Origin of the sequence: Pectobacterium aroidearum (genome assembly GCF_015689195.1) — a bacterium.
Classification (GTDB): domain Bacteria; phylum Pseudomonadota; class Gammaproteobacteria; order Enterobacterales; family Enterobacteriaceae; genus Pectobacterium; species Pectobacterium aroidearum.
In genome coordinates, this window is the sequence record NZ_CP065044.1 from 4,530,529 (window position 1) to 4,549,464 (window position 18,936).

At 53.3% G+C, this 18,936-nt stretch carries 16 protein-coding genes and 2 pseudogenes; 9 read left to right on the forward strand and 9 right to left on the reverse strand.

Going from position 1 to position 18,936, the window contains the following annotated elements; genetic code table 11:
• Nucleotides 1-38 precede the first annotated feature (38 nt).
• Entirely contained in the window at nt 39-866 is an 828-nt protein-coding gene (dkgA, locus tag I2D83_RS20180) for a 2,5-didehydrogluconate reductase DkgA (protein WP_012773053.1), read from the forward strand.
• A gap of 42 nt (nt 867-908) precedes the next feature.
• Here the strand turns inward: dkgA and I2D83_RS20185 are convergent, their stop codons facing one another.
• The 4 genes from I2D83_RS20185 to parC all read right to left on the reverse strand — a co-directional run bounded on the left by I2D83_RS20185 (nt 909) and on the right by parC (nt 6,689).
• On the reverse strand, nt 909-1,646 hold the full coding sequence (locus I2D83_RS20185) for a GntR family transcriptional regulator (protein ID WP_205947208.1): 738 nt from the start codon (nt 1,644-1,646) through the stop codon (nt 909-911).
• 367 nt (nt 1,647-2,013) lie between these two features.
• Nucleotides 2,014-3,429, reverse strand: a complete 1,416-nt coding sequence (gene ftsP / locus I2D83_RS20190; RefSeq protein ID WP_012773051.1) for a cell division protein FtsP — start codon at nt 3,427-3,429, stop codon at nt 2,014-2,016.
• Between the two features lie 101 nt (nt 3,430-3,530).
• Nucleotides 3,531-4,268: a 1-acylglycerol-3-phosphate O-acyltransferase gene (locus I2D83_RS20195; protein WP_012773050.1), complete on the reverse strand. Its 738-nt coding sequence runs from the start codon at nt 4,266-4,268 to the stop codon at nt 3,531-3,533.
• Between the two features lie 150 nt (nt 4,269-4,418).
• On the reverse strand, nt 4,419-6,689 hold the full coding sequence (gene parC, locus I2D83_RS20200; protein ID WP_194431469.1) for a DNA topoisomerase IV subunit A: 2,271 nt from the start codon (nt 6,687-6,689) through the stop codon (nt 4,419-4,421).
• A gap of 130 nt (nt 6,690-6,819) precedes the next feature.
• Here parC and I2D83_RS20205 point away from each other — a divergent pair.
• The 8 genes and pseudogenes from I2D83_RS20205 to I2D83_RS20240 all read left to right on the forward strand — a co-directional run.
• A pseudogene (locus tag I2D83_RS20205) lies at nt 6,820-7,113 on the forward strand (TonB-dependent receptor domain-containing protein); the annotation flags it as partial.
• A 435-nt stretch (nt 7,114-7,548) separates the two neighbouring features.
• Nucleotides 7,549-9,099 carry a BglG family transcription antiterminator gene (locus I2D83_RS20210; RefSeq protein WP_205947209.1) on the forward strand — a complete coding sequence of 517 codons (1,551 nt, stop codon included), beginning with the start codon at nt 7,549-7,551 and terminating at the stop codon, nt 9,097-9,099.
• A gap of 47 nt (nt 9,100-9,146) precedes the next feature.
• Complete coding sequence (locus I2D83_RS20215; RefSeq protein WP_180778466.1) at nt 9,147-9,626, forward strand: PTS sugar transporter subunit IIA; 480 nt, start codon at nt 9,147-9,149, stop codon at nt 9,624-9,626.
• 13 nt (nt 9,627-9,639) lie between these two features.
• Nucleotides 9,640-9,954 (forward strand): PTS fructose transporter subunit IIB, encoded by a 315-nt coding sequence (locus tag I2D83_RS20220; protein ID WP_205947210.1) that lies wholly within the window; start codon nt 9,640-9,642, stop codon nt 9,952-9,954.
• 25 nt (nt 9,955-9,979) lie between these two features.
• Nucleotides 9,980-11,071 carry a PTS fructose transporter subunit IIC gene (locus I2D83_RS20225; RefSeq protein WP_181829965.1) on the forward strand — a complete coding sequence of 364 codons (1,092 nt, stop codon included), beginning with the start codon at nt 9,980-9,982 and terminating at the stop codon, nt 11,069-11,071.
• A gap of 11 nt (nt 11,072-11,082) precedes the next feature.
• The gene (locus tag I2D83_RS20230) at nt 11,083-11,934 is read left to right on the forward strand and encodes a class II fructose-bisphosphate aldolase (protein WP_205947211.1); all 852 of its coding nucleotides are present in this window, start codon (nt 11,083-11,085) and stop codon (nt 11,932-11,934) included.
• A gap of 89 nt (nt 11,935-12,023) precedes the next feature.
• Entirely contained in the window at nt 12,024-12,887 is an 864-nt protein-coding gene (locus tag I2D83_RS20235) for a ketose-bisphosphate aldolase (RefSeq protein ID WP_194431466.1), read from the forward strand.
• Nucleotides 12,888-13,089: 202 nt separating this feature from the next.
• Nucleotides 13,090-13,671 (forward strand): NAD(P)H-dependent oxidoreductase, encoded by a 582-nt coding sequence (locus I2D83_RS20240; RefSeq protein WP_181829968.1) that lies wholly within the window; start codon nt 13,090-13,092, stop codon nt 13,669-13,671.
• Between the two features lie 41 nt (nt 13,672-13,712).
• Here the strand turns inward: I2D83_RS20240 and I2D83_RS20245 are convergent, their stop codons facing one another.
• From I2D83_RS20245 to cpdA, 5 genes and pseudogenes are all read right to left on the reverse strand, one after another.
• A complete protein-coding gene (locus tag I2D83_RS20245) occupies nt 13,713-14,609 on the reverse strand; it encodes a LysR family transcriptional regulator (RefSeq protein ID WP_205947212.1) in 897 nt (298 codons plus the stop codon).
• A 177-nt stretch (nt 14,610-14,786) separates the two neighbouring features.
• A pseudogene (locus tag I2D83_RS20250) lies at nt 14,787-15,331 on the reverse strand (aldo/keto reductase).
• A gap of 193 nt (nt 15,332-15,524) precedes the next feature.
• Entirely contained in the window at nt 15,525-17,420 is a 1,896-nt protein-coding gene (gene parE / locus I2D83_RS20255; RefSeq protein ID WP_180778471.1) for a DNA topoisomerase IV subunit B, read from the reverse strand.
• A 92-nt stretch (nt 17,421-17,512) separates the two neighbouring features.
• Nucleotides 17,513-18,094, reverse strand: a complete 582-nt coding sequence (gene yqiA, locus I2D83_RS20260; RefSeq protein ID WP_205947213.1) for an esterase YqiA — start codon at nt 18,092-18,094, stop codon at nt 17,513-17,515.
• Complete coding sequence (gene cpdA / locus I2D83_RS20265) at nt 18,094-18,921, reverse strand: 3',5'-cyclic-AMP phosphodiesterase (RefSeq protein ID WP_012773035.1); 828 nt, start codon at nt 18,919-18,921, stop codon at nt 18,094-18,096. Before cpdA ends, yqiA begins: the two co-directional genes overlap by 1 nt.
• Between the last annotated feature and the right edge of the window lie 15 nt (nt 18,922-18,936).

Below are 18,936 nucleotides of genomic sequence, written 5' to 3' on the forward strand. Positions count from 1 at the left end.
ATATTTTTATGGATTAACGGATACAAAAGGAGAATGAGATGACGCAACCGAAAGTTAAGCTGGCGGACGGTAACATCATGCCCCAGTTGGGCCTTGGTGTCTGGCGAGCAAGCAGTGAGGACACGGTGATCGCCGTGACTGAAGCATTGTCCATCGGTTATCGGGCGATCGATACCGCCGCTATTTATAAGAACGAAGAAGCCGTGGGTCAGGCGCTAAGTTCCGCGAATCTGCCGCGTGAAGAGGTATTCATCACCACCAAGCTCTGGAATGGCGATCATACCGATCCCCAGAAGGCGCTGGAGGAAAGCCTGAGAAAACTTCGGTTAGATTATATCGATCTCTACCTGATTCACTGGCCGCTCCCGCAGCAGAACACCTTCGTGGATGCCTGGCGCGGACTCATCAAACTTCAGGAACAGGGTCTGGCGAAAAGCATCGGCGTCAGCAATTTCCACATTCATCATTTACAGCGGTTAAAAGAAGAAACGGGCGTCTTGCCAGTTATCGATCAGGTCGAACTTCACCCCCTTCTCCAGCAAAGGCAGCTCCACGCCTGGAATGCGACGCATCATATCCAAACTGAATCCTGGAGCCCGCTGGCACAAGGCGGCGAGGGCATTTTTGACCATCCGGTTATCCGTAAACTGGCAACAAAATACGGGAAAACGCCGGCACAGATCGTGATTCGCTGGCATCTGGACAGCGGGCTGGTGGTGATTCCTAAATCAGTAACACCTTCCCGTATCAAGGAAAACTTCGAGGTGTTCGATTTCCGTTTGGATAAAGACGAGCTGGGTGAAATTGCCAAGCTGGACAGCGGGAAGCGACTGGGATCGGATCCTGACGAGCCGAGAAACGACTAGCCCAGCGCTGATGCCAGCATTCACCGTGCTGGCATTTTTCTTCTAATCGGCAAACTGAATCTCATACACATCGCTACGGCAATGCGCCTCGCTGTATTCCAACAGTTCACCCTGTTCGTTATAAACGTGCAGTTGGCAATACAGCAACGGCGTTCCCACCGCGGTACCAAGACGTGCCGCGATCTCTGCCGCACAGGCAATCGCTTTGAAACGATAGCGCTTTTTGTCCGGCGCGATCCCACGCGACACCCAATATTGATAGAGAGACTGTTCAAGCGCTTCCGGGTCAGGCAGAAACTCTTGCGGTATCCACGTCGTTTCCAGCGAGACAGGCTCGCCATTGCTCAGCCGAACGCGTCGCAGATAGGTGACGGCCTCACCTTCCGGCAGAGACATTTTCGCCGCGATAGCAGCAGGCGGAACCTGTATTACCTTATCCAGCCACAGGCTACCAGCGATGCCGCCCTGTTTCAGCACCAGCGCAGTGAACCCTTCATCCTCAGCGCTCAACGCGTAGTTAAGCCGTTGCGTAACGCGAGTTCCCACCCCCTGCTGGCGAACAATCAGCCCTTTTTCTTCCAGCAGCGACAGGGAACGGGAAACCGTTACGCGCGATAATCCCAGCTGTTGCGCAATCAACCGTTCCGCAGGTAAAAACTGGCCTGCCAATGCCTTCCGACGGCCGATTTCTGATTCAAGCAACGACGCGAGCTGCATATAGCGAGGCGCCGACGACGCCTCAGCCAGTTGATCCCTGACCCAAAGCAGTAATTCCCGCATAGTGCAGCCTTTTTAGTGACGCAGCATTCTGGCTGCGTGCAGGTTAAAACAGAAAGTGAACCTGATTTCATGGCGAAACGAAACGTTCTGACTCTGAAATTGTTGTAATAAAAAATGTTTTTTAGCACGGTTCAGACCCGGAACAGCATGCGGCTCAACCCGCGATTCACCCTTAATTCATAACAACATCAATCTATAAGGTATCGTCCGCACGGCTACGCATCTTTAATTTTGGTTTGTCTGAATAGAGGTGGATCACAGTAACAATGATGTAAGTATTGGAACCTCCGCCGTCAGACAGAACTGCCGTCGCATTTGCACGGCAGAGGGAATAACGGCGGAAGGAGAATGGCAGGGGTAAGTGGCGTTACATTGCAGACTGTACGATGAGCTGCCCGGTTGAACCGCGATCGGCCAATTCCAGCGTCTGGCTGTAATACAGGAAGGGGAACGCCATTGAGGAAGGCTGCATGAAATACACCAGCAGCTCGACATCGTTATCCACCCACACCGTATCTTTCCAGCCGCTGTCTTCCACCGCCGGCGGGCCGCCATTCGCGCTACGCACCAGGAATTTAACGCCCTGAATATGGAAAGCCTGCGGCGTGTCGGCGTGGATAATCCAGCGCTCGCAGCGGCCAAGCTGCGTTTGTACATCGGCACGCGTCATGTCCCACATCGCGCCATTGATGCCAGGCAAGCTGTCACCCAGACGGAATTCGCGCGTGCGGCTGATGCTGCCTTCAATGATGTTGTCGGCCAGCAGGCGCATCGGCAGGTTATCCGTCACCAATGGCAGCAGACCCGTCGGTTTAAGCGTGAGTATTTGAGTAGAAATCAGGATACTGGAAGGCTCAAATAAGCCGCGCAGGCGATCCATAATCCCGGCCGACTCCCCTGCCGTCAGCGTAACGTCCTCGCCTTGCGACATGTCGATCAGAATTTCGCGTCGTTCACCGGGTGCGAGAGACAGCTGATTCACCGCCATCGGTGCCGGTAGCAGCCCCTGATCGCTGGCAATCACATGCATCGCCCGACCATCGCTCAGCCGCATCACGTAACGCCGGGAGTTCGAGGCGTTCAACAATCTCAGGCGAACCCAGCCGCGGGACACCTCAACAAAGGGATTTTGGATGCCGTTGACTAATAGCGAGTCACCAACAAAGCCGCCGTTAGAAGGCGGGCTATAAATAGGGACACCAAAGTTATCCAGTCTTTTATCCTGAATAATCAAGGGAAAATCATCAACACCGTAGTGATTGGGCAACGGCAGGGCTTTACTGGCTCGGTCTTCCACCAGCCATAATCCAGCCAGCCCGTTATAGATATGTGGTGCCATGCGGTTCGGCGTATTCGCATGATACCAGCAGGTCGCCGACGGCTGACGAATGGGCACCACTGGCGACCAGTCGGTGCCCGGAGAAATAATACGGGCTGCCCCACCCATTAGCGGCCCCGGCACTTGCAACCCGCCGATTGTCATCGCGACAGGCTCATTCAGACGGTTACTGTAAATCAGCTTAACGTCATCGCCGTCATAGACGCGTACCGTCGGCCCTAAATAACGGCCGTTGATTCCCCAAATGGCTGTCTTACGATCGCCGGAAAACGCCCAATGAGCACGCTGCATGGTCAGAAAAAGAGGCTGGCCTCGGCGCGACTCCAGTAATGGCGGTATCGGCAATGCGGCGGAATTCCCACTGGCTTTAGCCGCCAGTGGCGTCATTCCCGCACATAACGCAAGGCCCGATGCCTGAATAAACTGACGTCGGCTGAGTGACATAATGACTCCGTAAATCCATTAACCGTAAGCAAAGTTTAACTTCCAATTCTTTCTTGAATAGAAAGTCGGAAGAAATAATCGCGTAACCCGATGGGGTAAACTTATTTTTTGTCTGCCGCTTCGCGCGCCGCCACTTCCGCATCCAGCTCGGCAATCTTGGCCGCCATTACATCATGGCAGTGTGTAGCCAGCTCGCGAACCTGATCTTTGGTATACGCACGGGTATCAATGGGCGGCAACATTTCTACGATAACGAGGCCATTATTCCAGCGGTTCAATTTCACTTTATTGCTGGTCGTAGAAACGCAAATCGGCACAATTGGCACTTCAGCGCTAATCGCGGCATGAAAGGCACCGGTTTTGAAGGGTAGCAGGCCGCGTCCACGGCTGCGCGTACCTTCGGGGAACATCCAGATAGAAGTGTTTCGTTCTTTAATGTGCTTCACCACCTGAGCGATGGTGCCGTGCGCTTTCGCGCGGTTTTCGCGATCAATCAGCAAATTACCCGTCAGCCAGTAAAGCGGCCCGAAGAACGGGATCCACAGCAGGCTTTTCTTACCCACGGTAACGGTACGCGGCTGGACTGCTTTGGATACCGTGACCATATCGTAATTATTCTGATGATTCGCGATATAGATGCAGTTGCCATAATGGGCGGCTTCTTCTGGTATCCGCATTTCTACTTTCAGGCCAAAGACCGTGGACAGACGTCCAAAAAGATGGCCGAAGGTCGCCACATGACGGGGATTTCTAGGGCTGAACAGGCAGTAAAACAAGCCAAAAATACAGACCAAAATCGAAAAGATAACGACAACCAAAAAACGCAAAATGGATAACATAGCAACCTCATTAGCCGACAGCCGCCGCTAGTATAGCGATTTCGCGCTAAAACACACGGTGATTCAATTTGCTGCAGGATGGCAACCGGAAACTAAAGAAAGGCGGTATTACACCGCCTTTCTCAACATACACAGGGCAATACGGAGGGGTTATTCTTCGCTGCTGCCAGTGCTAATCTGCTGCGGTGCATCCACCTCGATCCGGTCAATGCGCTGTAGCCCACGCAGCAACGTGCCTTTCCGCCCGCGCTCACCCTGATACTTCTGAAGCTCGTTCGGACGCAGCACCAGCTTACGCTTACCGAAATACAGCGTGACGGAAGCCTGTGGTGGCAGCAGATACAGCCAGGTCAGACGGTCTTTACCTTCAGCAAAATCAGCCGAGGAGATGGACACAATCTTGTTGCCTTTGCCTTTCGACAGCTGTGGCAGATCGGAGACAGGGAACAACAGCATTCTGCCTGCGGCAGTGATCGCCATCAGCAGGTTATCGTCACCGTGGATCTCCATCGGAGCTAACGCCTTCGCATTATCCGGCAGTGTAATAATCGCTTTACCTGCGCGGTTGCGCGCGACCAGATCGTTGAAGGTACACACGAAACCGTAGCCTGCATCCGATGCCATCAGCAGCGGCTGATCGTCTGCGGCCATCAACACCTGTTCAATCGTCGCGCCCGGCGGCGGCGTGAGTTTGCCCGTCAGCGGCTCGCCCTGACCACGTGCGGAAGGCAGCGTGATCGGGTCCAACGCGTAGCTGCGGCCAGTGGAGTCAATAAACACCACTGGCTGATTGCTCTTACCTTTCGCAGCGGCGCGGAAGCTATCACCCGCCTTGTAATTCAGCCCGGCAGGATCGATGTCATGCCCTTTGGCGCTGCGCACCCAGCCCATTTCCGACAGCACAATGGTGACCGGTTCTGACGGCACAAAGTCATGTTCACTCATCGCTTTCGCTTCGCTGCGTTCATACAGCGGCGAACGACGATCGTCGCCATAGGTTTGCGCATCCGCCTGAATTTCTTTCTTAATCAGATTGCTGAGCTTACGATCTGACGCCAGCAGCGCTTGAAGCTGATCGCGCTCTTTTGCCAGATCGTCCTGCTCACCGCGGATTTTCATCTCTTCCAGCTTGGCCAAATGACGTAATTTCAGCTCCAGGATCGCTTCAGCCTGTGTTTCACTCAGGCTGAACTGGCGCATCAGTACCGGCTTCGGCTCATCTTCCGTACGGATGATATGGATGACTTCATCAATATTCAGGAACGCAATCAGCAAGCCTTCAAGGATATGCAGGCGCTTGAGCACTTTTTCCAGACGGTAGTTCAGACGGCGGCACACCGTGTCACGACGGAATACCAGCCACTCGCTCAGGATCTCGACCAGCCCTTTCACGCTAGGGCGACCATCCAGACCGATCATATTCATGTTAACGCGATAGCTCTTTTCCAGATCGGTCGTGGCGAACAGGTGATTCATCACCTGATCCATATCGATACGGTTCGAGCGCGGCACCAGCACCAGACGGGTTGGATTCTCGTGATCGGATTCATCGCGCAGGTCTTCCACCATCGGCAGCTTCTTCGCACGCATCTGGCTGGCAATCTGTTCCAGCACTTTGGCACCGGAAACCTGATGTGGCAGCGCGGTAATGACGACATCACCGTCTTCTTTCTTCCAGACTGCGCGCATACGTACCGAGCCACGGCCATTCTGGTAGAGTTTGCGCACTTCATCGCGCGGCGTGATGATTTCAGCTTCCGTCGGGAAATCTGGCCCCTGCACGTGCTGCAATAAATCGTCCAGCGAAGCCTTCGGATTTTCCAGCAGCATGACCGCAGCGGCGGCGACTTCACGCACGTTATGCGGTGGAATATCCGTTGCCATGCCGACGGCGATCCCAGTGGTGCCGTTCAGCAAAATATTCGGCAGACGCGCAGGCAGCATCTTCGGCTCCTGCATCGTACCGTCAAAGTTCGGGATATAATCGACCGTACCCTGCCCTAACTCCGACAGCAGAATTTCAGCATATTTGGACAGCCGCGATTCGGTATAACGCATGGCGGCGAAGGATTTCGGATCGTCCGGCGCCCCCCAGTTCCCCTGACCATCCACCAGCGGGTAGCGGTACGAGAACGGCTGCGCCATCAGCACCATGGCTTCATAGCAGGCGCTGTCGCCGTGCGGATGGTATTTACCCAGCACGTCACCCACGGTACGGGCGGATTTTTTGAATTTGGCGCTGGCATTCAGCCCCAGTTCGGACATCGCATACACAATGCGACGCTGCACAGGTTTCAGGCCATCGCCAATGAACGGCAATGCCCTGTCCATGATGACGTACATGGAATAATTCAGGTATGCATTTTCGGTAAACGTGCGCAGCGCAAGGCTTTCTGCGCCGTCATGAGTCATCTCACTCATTTATCTCATTTCCCTCACATCGCGGCGCGATGGTTACGCTTTCCGGCACGCCATAGTGGCGGTATGTTTGGCGGGAATAGTACCTTATCTGATGAGGTGATGTCACAGGGAACAACGTTGCGGCTCACTCCAGGCGAAGGATACCAGCCGTGAAAGCTACACCAATGCAGGCAGCGCTATCACCGCCTCGAGTGCCGAATATATGCGAATTCCCGGCTACGGCATGGTTGACCTGACGGCCTACTACCGCGTGAACAAAAACGTGAAAATCAACGGCGGCGTGTATAACCTGACTGACCGTAAATATTGGGATTACCTCAGCAGTCGCCAGATTGAAACCAACGATCGGCAGGGGCAGTATGATCGCGCCCTCTCCGTGCAGCCTGGCCGTTCCTTCCAACTGGGTGTGAACGTGGACTTCTAATCCGCGTCGCTCACGATTCAATGAAAAAGGCGATGTCTGCATAAGGCATCGCCACCGTAATCAGGCAAGAGCGCGCACCACGGCTTTCTTGCCTTTTTATTTTTCTCTATACGCTCTTCCCGCCACGTCCCGTTTAATTGCGCCGATATCATTATTTCTACAGCATTAAATAATGACGATGCCGATCAGAATGTCTAATTTACCTCTCGCTATAACGTGATCGCGATCTCAATTAATATTCCGTCAGCGCCATGTTTTAATTTTGTCCTATTCAGCGGACAGCATTTAGTATTGTCCCTCTCGACTATCGCGACTAGATTAATGATTACAGTACGTGACGTAAATAAACCAACAGAGAAAATAAAACAGGAAATTATTTAGAAAAAATTATCAATTCGATAAGCATCAGAAAATCTAAAAATTCATGAGGGTAATATGATGCAGCCACTCACCTCCCGTCAGAACCGTTTATTGAAATATCTGTTACAACACCAGGGATATGTAACGGTTAAAGATATTGCACATTACCTCGATGTGTCTGAAAAAACTGTCTATCGTGATATGCAATTTGTCGAAGCCTTCCTTTCTGTCTGGAATATTTATCCAGACAAAAAGGTCGGTGCGGGAATCATGTTAACCACGGATGACGATCGCCATCTCACACTGTTAGAGCAGCAAATTGTCGTGGACGACGGAGAGACCGATGCGCTGATCAACAATGCGCGTCGCGTCAAAATTGCCTCACAACTGCTGAGTGACACGCCTCATGAAACATCCATCAGCAAGCTGTCAGAACGCTACTTTATCAGCAGCGCCTCTATCGTTAACGATCTGAAAATCATCGAAAGCTGGTTACATCCACTGGGGCTGGCGCTGGTGCGCAGCCAGAGCGGCACGCACATTGAAGGCAGTGAGAATCAGGTGCGTCAGGCGATGGCCTCGCTCATTAATGACGTCATGCACCATAAAGAACCTGGCCCGCTTAACCATTCTCGTCTCGACCCCGGCAGCTATAAGGCACTGATCAACTATTTCGGTGAAGAAGACGTGTCCTTCGTCGAATCGCTGTTACAGGACATGGAACGACAACTTTCTTATCCACTCGGTGAGCCTTATTACATCAATATTTTCACGCATACCTTAATTATGATGCACCGCATTGCGCAGGGAAAAGCGTTAATGATGGCGGAAGAATCCGTTCATCAGCAGGTTGATAATCGTATATTCTCGATCGCTCAAAACATGGTGAGCCAAATAGAGCAGCGCGTCGAGAGCACACTGCCTTCTGATGAAGTCTGGTTTATTTACCAATATATTATTTCCTCCGGCATTGTGATGGAGGAACGGTCGGATAACCAACTGCTTCGCTATCAATTTTCTAACGGTGAATCACGCAGAATCACGCATGCACTGACGCAGATATTTTCTGATTTAATTAATATCGATTTGCGCACAGATAAGTTATTACATGAAGGATTACTTATTCACATCAAGCCATTGCTTAACCGCTTAAAGTACCAAATACATATTCGCAACCCGTTATTAGACGATATCAAAAGCGAATTTATCGATATTTATGATATGACTCAGCAAGCAATGGACGAAGTCTGTCAGCGATTTCAATTAAAACCGGTCGCTGAAGATGAAATCGGCTATCTGACCATTCATTTTCAAGCCGCGCTGGAACGCCAAATTGCGCATAAACGTATTCTGGTGGTGTGTTCCAGCGGCGTAGGAACGTCACACCTGTTGAAAAACCGCATCCTGCGCGCATTCCCTGACTGGATTATTGTTGGCGTGGTTTCGGCCAGCAATATGCAGAGGTTTTGCCAGCAGGAAGAGATTGAGCTGATTATTTCCACGATTCATCTGGAAGAACAACACATTCCTGTCGTCTATGTTTCCGCCTTTTTTAATGACGATGACATTAAACGCGTTACCGAAAAAGTTATCGCCAATCAACTGCATCAGGCCGTCCCCCACTGATTATTGGCCGACCGTTATTTTTAACATTTATAGATGAGGTGTGATAAATGGATATCAATAAAATACTGAATGTAAATCGCGTAAAGCTAACTATGTCCGCGACCAATAAAGACGAAGCCATTAATGAATTAACCGATCTGCTGTATGCCGATGGCGCTATTACCAATAAACAGGATTTTATTCATGATGTCTGGTTACGTGAGGCGGAAGGATCGACCGGTTTTGAAAACCATATTGCGATCCCCCACGGAAAATCCTCCGCCGTAAAACAGACCACGCTCGCGATTGGCCGCACCCGTCAGGATATTCCGTGGGAGACGCTGGACGGTAGTCAGGTTCGCTGCATTATTCTTTTTGCCGTGCGTCTGGAAGATCAGAACACGACACATATTCGCCTGCTGTCTCAGGTTGCCAGCGCGCTGGCCGATGATGAGGTGATTGCTCAACTGCTGGACGAATCCGATCCCCATAAAATTATTCGGCTGTTTAGTCAGTATGCAGAAACAGCTCCCGTCACTCCGACATAAGACGAGGCTCAAAATGAATATTGTTTGTGTTGCCGCCTGCACGGCAGGCATTGCGCATACCTATATCGCGCGCGAGAAACTCATTAAGGGTGCCAACGCCTTAAATTACGCTATCAAAGTAGAAACTCAGGGAACCATTGGTACAGAGAATGAATTAATGCCTGATGAAATAGCCGCAGCCGATGTTGTTATTCTGGCCATCGATATAAAAATAACAGGCGAAGAGCGATTTAAAGGTAAGCCTATTGTTCGGGTAAAAACGGAGGTCGTTATTAAATCTCCGATTAAATTTCTGGAAAAAGTCGCTAGTTCTTTAGCGGGTGCCTGAATATCTCAATTTCGGGGTAATAATTATGAACACCAGAAAAATCACCATTGGACAGGAAATAAAGCGGCATCTTCTTACCGGTATTTCCTGGATGATCCCGCTCATTGTCGCCGCCGGGATCTGTATTGCCCTCGGTCAGGTTATCGGCGGCCCGGATGTCGGCAAGCAAACCGGCAGTATTGCGTGGATGCTCAACCAGATCGGCGGCTGGGGGATGGGGCTGATTGTTCCGCTCATCAGCGCCGCCATCGCTTATTCCATTGCCGACCGCCCCGGCTTCGCTCCCGGCCTGATCGTAGGTTTTATCTGCGGTCAGATTCAAACCGGATTTATCGGCGGTATTCTCGGCGGCTTCTTAGTCGGCTACACCGTGCTACTACTGCGCCGCTACATCAAACTGCCCACCTCGATGCAGGGGCTGATGCCCGTCATGATCCTGCCGCTGCTCAGCACCATTATCGCCGGGCTGCTGATGATGACGTTTATCGGCCAGCCCATCGTCTGGCTGCAAAAAGCGCTGATTCATCTGCTGGAATCCATGCAGGGCGGTTCGAAATTCCTGATGGGGGCGATTTTAGGTGCGATGGCGACCTTCGATTTCGGCGGACCGGTGAACAAGACGATGTCGCTCTTCGCGGACGGCATGCTGGTCGATGGTATCTACGGACCAGAAGCCGTCAAGTTTGTCGGCTCAATGATTCCGCCCTTCGGCATCACGCTGTCCTTCCTGCTAACCCGCTACAAATACACCCGCGCAGAAAAAGAGGCGCTGAAAGCCGCCTTCCCGATGGGGATCTGCATGATTACCGAAGGTGTCATCCCCATTGCCGCACGTGACCTGTTCAGAGTCGTTGCCAGTTGCGTCGTTGCCTCCGCTATCGCGGGCGGGCTCATCATGGTCTGGGGCGTGGAGGCGCCCGTGCCACACGGCGGCATGTTTGTCGTCCCGCTGTTTACCAAGCCGCTGATGTTCTGTCTGGCACTCGGTATCGGCACGGCCATCTGCGGCGTGATGCTGTCGCTGATTAAGAAACGCGTAACGCAGGCAGATGAAGAGTTCGACGACGTTGACGACAGCAGCGTGCGTGACGAAGACATTAAATTCACTCTCGAATAACAGGAGCCGCCATGTATGCCGCAATGAAAGCCCTCATTGATGACGCGTATCAACAGCAGTATGCCGTGCTCGCCATCAACTGTTTCAATCTGGAGACCGCCCGTGCGGCCATTGCCGCCGCCGAGCAACAGCGTGCGCCGCTGATCCTGAATGTGTATCAGGGTCACAGCGCGCACTTTCCTCCGCACCTCGCGGTGCCACTGGCCAAAGCGCTGGCCGAGCAGGCCACCGTTCCCGTGGCGCTCAGTCTGGATCACGGTACGGCATTCAACCTGATTGGTCAGGCATTCCGCGCCGGTTTTACCGGGCTGATGATCGATGCTTCCAGTCACCCACTGGCGGAAAACATCCTGCGTACGCAACAGGTGGTGACCATCGCTGCGACAGCGGGAGTCTGTGTGGAAGGCGAGCTGGGTCACATCGCCGACGCGCCCGTCTACGACCAAGAGGACGCCGCGGTGAAAATGACACAGGTGGAAGACGTCGTTCCCTTTATCCGCCAAACCGGCATCGACCTGCTTGCCGTGTCGGTCGGCACCGCCCACGGCATGTACCCGCCGGGGGTAACGCCATGGATTGATTTCGAGCGACTTGAAGCCCTGCATCGGGAATCAACGGTGCCGTTAGCGCTGCACGGCGGCAGCGGCACCAAGGCTGACGATATTCGCCGCGTCAGCCGTCACGGTGTCGCCAAAATCAACGTCGGCGCGGCCGTTTTTGAGGCAGGAAAAACGGCATTGCAGCAGACGCTGCATCAGCATCCAACGACGGAGTTATCCGACTTACTGGCAACGATGGAATCTGCCTGCCGCGACGTGATCGTCGATTATCTCGGTTGGTCAGGTTCAGCCAACAAAGCCTGACCGTTCGCCCTTTACCCGCTTTCGCCATCAGTGGTTTTCCACTGGTACAGGAACGCTTTGCCCTTTATCCGACACAGGAGAGACATAACATGTTGATTTCAATGACTGACATCCTGAAACCCACGCGTGAACACCGTTTCGCTATCGGCGCATTTAACGTGGCCGATAGCTGCTTTATCCGCGCCGTAGTGGAAGAAGCCGAAGCGACGAATACCCCGGCCATTATCTCTATCCACCCGAGCGAGCTGGAATTCGTTACCGATGAGTTCTTCGCCTATGTGCGAGAAAGAACGCTGCGCAGCCCCGTACCGTTTGTCATCCACCTCGATCATGGCGCCTCGATCGCACACGTTCTGCGTGCTATTCAGTGCGGATTTACCTCCGTCATGATCGACGGATCGCTGCTGCCTTATGAAGAGAACGTGGCGCTCACCACCGAAGTGGTGAAACTGGCGCATGCCGTTGGCGTTTCCGTGGAGGGAGAATTAGGCACGATTGGCGACACCGGCACCACGATAGAAGGCGGCGTCAGCAAAGTGATCTATACCGACCCCGAGCAGGCGGAAGATTTCGTCAACCGAACCGGCGTTGATACGTTAGCCGTCGCCATCGGTACGGCACACGGTATTTACCCCAAAGACCTGAAGCCAGAGCTGCAAATGCATATCCTGCGGGATATTTCGCAGCGGGTTTCTATTCCGCTTGTCTTGCACGGCGGTTCGGCCAACCCGGACGCCGAAATTGCCGAAGCGGTGACGCTTGGCGTGGGCAAAATCAATATCTCCAGCGACATGAAATTCGCCTATTTCCAGAAAGCGCGAGAAATCCTCAGCCGTGAAACCTGGTGGGACCCGAATGCCATCTACCCGGAACCGATTAAGGCGGCAAAAGAGGTGATTCGCTATAAAATGGCGCTCTTCGGCTCAACGGGAAAAGCCAGTTTATATCAATAGATACGCCGCACAATCTGACCAAGGCAAGAGAAGACTCTCTTGCCTTTTCCTCCGACCACATTATTTCAATAGAGCACCATTCTGCTTCTTATTGTTGACATTCAGTCAACAGTGTTATGCGCTACCGCACATTTTTCTGCACGAATCTCTCCTCTAGACTACGCCCAACATCGTCGTTGATAACCGATTCGAGAGCAGACCTATGCAAAACATTTTACTGATTGATGCAGGCAAATCCTTCGCTCACTCCAAAGGTGAGTTGAACCATACCCTTACCGAGGTCGCTGCCAGTTTCCTGCGCGACAAAGGTCACGACGTCCGCGTGACGGTCGTGGACAGCGGCTACGATATTGAACAGGAAATTCAGAACTACCTGTGGGCGGACACTATCATTTACCAGATGCCAGGATGGTGGATGGATACGCCGTGGATCCTGAAGAAATACATCGATGAGGTGTTTACCGCTGGCCACGGCTCGCTTTACGCCAGCGATGGCCGCAGCCGTTCGGATGCCAGCAAAAAATACGGTTCTGGCGGGCTGTTACAAGGCCGCAAATATATGCTGTCTCTGACGTGGAATGCGCCGCTGGAAGCCTTCGACGATCCTGAACAGTTCTTCCACGGCGTGGGCGTGGACGGCGTGTATCTGCCGTTCCATAAGGCGAACCAGTTTATCGGGTTATCCCCCTTGCCGACCTTCATCTGCAACGATGTGATAAAGGCACCGGACGTCCCTGCTTATCTTGCAAACTACCGCCAGCATCTGGATGAACTCTTTGCCTGATCGACGTTTTACGCGTCTCTCCACCGCTGTGAGTCACCATCTCACAGCGGATTTTCCGTGAGCGTCTCGCTCATGAAATCCAGAAAACAGGTAATGCGCGCCGCCAATTGGCTATTGCGGTAATACACCGCGTAAACCGGCAAGCTAGCCTCCACGGTCTCCTCGGTGAGGATCGGCACCAGCCGCCCCGCCGCCAAATCGTCCCGAATCAGGAAGGTAGACATGCGCACAATCCCTTCGCCCCGCAGCGCCAACTGACGCAATATCTCACCGTTTGATGCCAGCAGCGCGGGGGTGATGGGATAGAAATTCTGAAGTCCGTGCCGTAATGGCCAGTGATTCAGCGACTCCACCTGAGTAAACCCCAGGCAAATATGATCGGCCAATGACTCAACCGTCATCGGCGTACCATGCTGCTGTAAATAATCAGGGCTGGCGACGATGTGTAGCTTGCTTGCGCCGAGCGGTCGGGCGTGAATGGTGGAATCTTTTAACGTACCGATGCGAATCGCGATATCGGTATGCTGCTCAAGTAAATCAATAACGAAATCATCGGTATTGAGCTCAAGAATGATTTTAGGATACCGACGGCGAAACTCCGGCACCAGCGGCACGATCACATGCTGCATAAACGCCGAGGCCGAATTGACCCGCAGCCGCCCGCTCGGTTGCTCGTGGCGCAGCAGTACCTGCTCTTCAGCGTGTTCCACCGCGTGAAGCACGCCACGGGCGTGCTCAAGAAACATCGTGCCTTCTTCGGAAAGGGAGAGACGTCGCGTGGTTCGGTGCAGCAAAGTCGTGCCCAGTTTGTCCTCCAGACGCCGCAGCGCCCGACTGATGCCCGACGTAGTTTGTCCCAGTTGTTCCGCTGCCGCCGTGATCGAACCGGTGTCGATCACCACCACAAAAGCCTGAAGTTCCTCAAGCGTGACTTTCATACCCGCGTACACCTGCCATCGATTCGGTATTTACCAAGCGTTATCGTGTGTTCGCATCATACCGCAGTCACCTGTAAATGGCTGCCACGTCAAACACCGCTCTGCCGAAGCGACTTATTTACCCCGGCAGGGATAAAACCGCTGAGAAATGTTTTAGGCAATGACACATCAACGCCTCTATGCCTGCTTTTTAGCCTGCGTCTGCGGGGTATTCTGTGCCATGACGCCGACCAGTTTATGTGGCTGGTAGCTTTCTTCCAGATAGCGAATTTCATCGTCGCTCAGCGTCAAATCCACCGCTTTCACCGCGCCGTCGATATGGTGTTTCTTCGTTGCCCCGGCCACGGGGGCGGTAACTTTGGTGAGCAGCCACGCCAGTGAAATCTCGGTCATTGACACGCGGTGTCGGGCGGCAAGCTCAGCCCGTCTGAAATCTGTTGCTGGGTGCGCGGCAGGAACTTGGTGGCGACCACCACATCATCGCGTTTCGCCATATCGCGCAGGGCCTTGCCGACATAGCGCTCACTGGAACCGCGTTGATAGGCGATGGCGGTGTCATAAAAGTTGATGCCATTTTCCAGGCCATAACGGATGATCTCGCGGCTTTCTGCCTCTCCAAGCGTCCAACTATGCTGTCCTGTGGATGCGTCACCGAACCCCATACAGCCCATACATATACGGGAAACGGTGAGGTCGCTGTTGCCAAGTTTGGTGTATTGCATGGTTTCTCCCTGTGCTGAATACGCTTATTGAGACAGCGCTTTTCCGTTGCTGGGTTATCAGGTTAGGTTACTGGCAGGATCGGGATAAAACAGAGGAATATGCCTGTTTTCGCAGTTCGAGTGAACATCTCGAAAACAGGCGATAATACGGGTTAACGAATCGCTTCTGAGCGTACGGTGAATCGTGTGGCGGTTAGACCTCGATCTCCGCCTTGTCACCCTTCTCTTGCAGCCAGTTGCGGCGATCTTCCGAGCGTTTCTTCGCCAGCAGCATATCCATCATCGCCATCGTCTGATCGATGTCGTCTTCTTTGATGGTCAACTGCACCAGACGGCGCGTATTCGGATCCAACGTGGTTTCGCGCAACTGTAGCGGGTTCATTTCGCCCAACCCTTTAAAACGCTGAACGTTCGGCTTGCCTTTCTTGCGCTTAAGCTGTTCCAGAACGCCTGCTTTTTCCTCTTCGTCCAGCGCGTAGTAGACCTCTTTGCCCAGATCGATGCGGTACAACGGCGGCATCGCGACATAAACGTGTCCACCCTGAACCAGCGCCCGGAAATGGCGGACAAACAGCGCGCACAGCAGCGTCGCGATGTGCAGACCATCAGAATCCGCATCCGCCAGAATACAGATCTTACCGTAACGTAGTTGGCTGAGATCGTCGCTGTCAGGATCGATGCCGATCGCCACCGAAATATCATGCACTTCCTGCGACGCCAGCACCTCATCGGAGGAGACTTCCCAGGTATTCAGGATCTTACCTTTCAGCGGCATGATCGCCTGAAATTCACGCTCGCGCGCCTGCTTCGCCGATCCACCTGCCGAGTCCCCTTCCACCAGAAACAGCTCGGTTCGGCTGAGATCCTGCGAGGTACAATCGGCCAGCTTGCCCGGTAGCGCTGGCCCGCTAGTCAGCTTTTTACGCACCACTTTCTTGGCGGCGCGCATACGACGCTGAGCGCTGGAAATCGCCAGCTCGGCCAACTGCTCCGCCGCCTGCACGTTCTGGTTCAGCCACAGGCTGAAGGCATCTTTCACCACGCCGGACACAAACGCGGCGCATTGACGAGAAGAAAGACGTTCTTTGGTCTGCCCGGCAAACTGCGGTTCCTGCATTTTGACTGACAGCACGTAAGCACAACGTTCCCAGATATCGTCTGCGCTCAGCTTCACGCCGCGCGGCAGAATATTGCGGAATTCGCAGAATTCACGCATCGCATCCAGCAACCCCTGACGCAGGCCGTTAACGTGTGTCCCGCCCATTGGCGTCGGAATAAGGTTGACGTAGCTTTCCATCAACAGTTCACCGCCTTCCGGCAGCCACAGCAGCGCCCAGTCTACGGCTTCGGTATCGCCAGTAATCGACCCCAGAAACGGTTTTTCCGGCAGCGTAATCAGGCCATTCACCGCTTCGCACAGGTAGTCGTTCAGACCATCCTGATAGCACCAGCGCTGCTCGGTATTATTAACTTTGTCTTTAAAGATGATTTCCACACCGGGGCATAAGACCGCTTTGGCCTTCAGCAGGTGCGTCAAACGAGAGACGGAAAAACGGGCGCTGTCGAAGAACTTCTCATCTGGCCAGAAGTGTACACGCGTCCCGGTGTTACGACGCCCGCAGGTGCCCGTTACAGTGAGCTCCTGCACTTTATCGCCGTTGGCAAACGCGATGTCATACACCTGACCGTCGCGTTTAACGGTGACTTCAACACGGGTAGACAGGGCGTTCACCACGGAAATCCCTACGCCGTGCAAGCCGCCCGAGAACTGGTAGTTTTTACCGGAAAATTTACCGCCTGCGTGCAGACGACACAGAATCAGCTCAACGGCAGGCACACCCTCTTCCGGGTGAATGTCCACCGGCATCCCACGGCCATCGTCAATCACTTCCAGCGACTGATCGGCGTGCAGAATCACATCAATACGGCGCGCATGACCCGCCAGCGCTTCGTCAACGCTGTTGTCTATGACCTCTTGCCCCAGATGGTTAGGACGCGTGGTATCGGTGTACATTCCCGGACGACGGCGCACCGGTTCCAGTCCGCTGAGTACTTCAATCGCATCAGCGTTATAACTTGATTGAGCCATAGTTTGCGTTAATTCTTTGAGTTCAGTGAATGGGGTTTAACGAACCGCGCCTTCGCGAGTCGTTTTTCAATCCATAATGCATAGGTGGCGATTCAGTCTGTCGTGAGCCCTAAGAAATTCACAATTGGCGTGAAAAAATGCTCAAATCCGACAAAGGCATGATTGCCCCCTGACTCCACAGTTTGACGGCAGGCGGTGTAATACGCGACTGCCTGACGATAATCCAGAACCTCATCCCCCGTCTGCAACAGCAGCCAGAGCAAATCCGGCGATTCCAGTCGGTCAACCTGCATGACCTTCAGATCGTAAACGTGCCGAGACTCTAGCACATATTGTTCACCGGTGTAGGGGTTCTGGTATTCGCCCAGATGGTCCAGCAACAGTTCAAACGGCCTCACCGCGGGATTCACCACTACGGCAGGCAGCATAAAACACTGGGATAACCAGGTGGCATAATAACCACCGAGGGAAGAACCAACAATCCCTACCGGGCGGCCAGCACGTTCCATAATCAATGATTCCATCATCTCGGCGGCCTCTGCCGGATAAGGCGGAAGCTGTGGAATTATCATATCAATTTCAGGATGCTGTTCTGCCAGCCACGTTTTCAGCGCGGTCGCTTTCGCCGACTGCCGCGTACTGTTGAAGCCGTGCAGATAAAGAAGCGTGGGCATTAGTAACCGTCCGAATCCATGTCAGGCAGGAATTCGCTGCCCGACAGACGATAGACCTCAGTTTCCAGACGACCATCCGGAAACAGGTCCAGATAGCGCCATCCCGGTGCGACATCATCAATCGTGAAGTTAGTGCAGTGCGGTTTAAACTGTACGCAAGTCGATGGCGTCGCCAACAAGCGGCGACCATGCCAGTCAAAATCCATCTCCTGATGAATATGTCCACACAGCACGGTGTTCACCTGCGGATAACGATCCAGCACCGCAGACAGGCTATGCGCGTTACGCAGGCTGTGTTGATCGAGCCAGGTACAGCCGGAAGGATGCGGATGATGGTGCAGCAGTAGCAACGTAAAGCGATCGGGCTGACTTTTCAGGCTGCGCTCCAGCCATTCAAGCTGGTATTCACTCAGTTCACCATGCGGGACGCCAAATACCTGACTATCCAACAAAATAATCTGCCACTTGTCACCCAGCAGCACATGCTTGGATGGCGCAATACCGGCCTCAGCCAATGCATCAACCATCGCCGGCTGGAAATCATGGTTACCGGGAAGCCATACGCAAGGTGCAGGGATCTGCGCAATGCCGCGCGAGAAGTGATGATAGGCTTCCAGCGTGTGATCCTGCGCCAAATCGCCCGTCGCCACGATTAAATCGAACGCATCCTGCCGAGCCTTGATGGCATTCAGCACAGCGTGATAGCTACGATAGGTGTTGATACCCAGCAAGGTTTCATGCTCGCCCGCAAAAAGGTGGGTATCTGTTATTTGTAAAATCCTGACTCTGGCGCCACTCGCCACAGGCAGTGTCAACAGGCTTTCCAAATGGTGTCCTTGGTT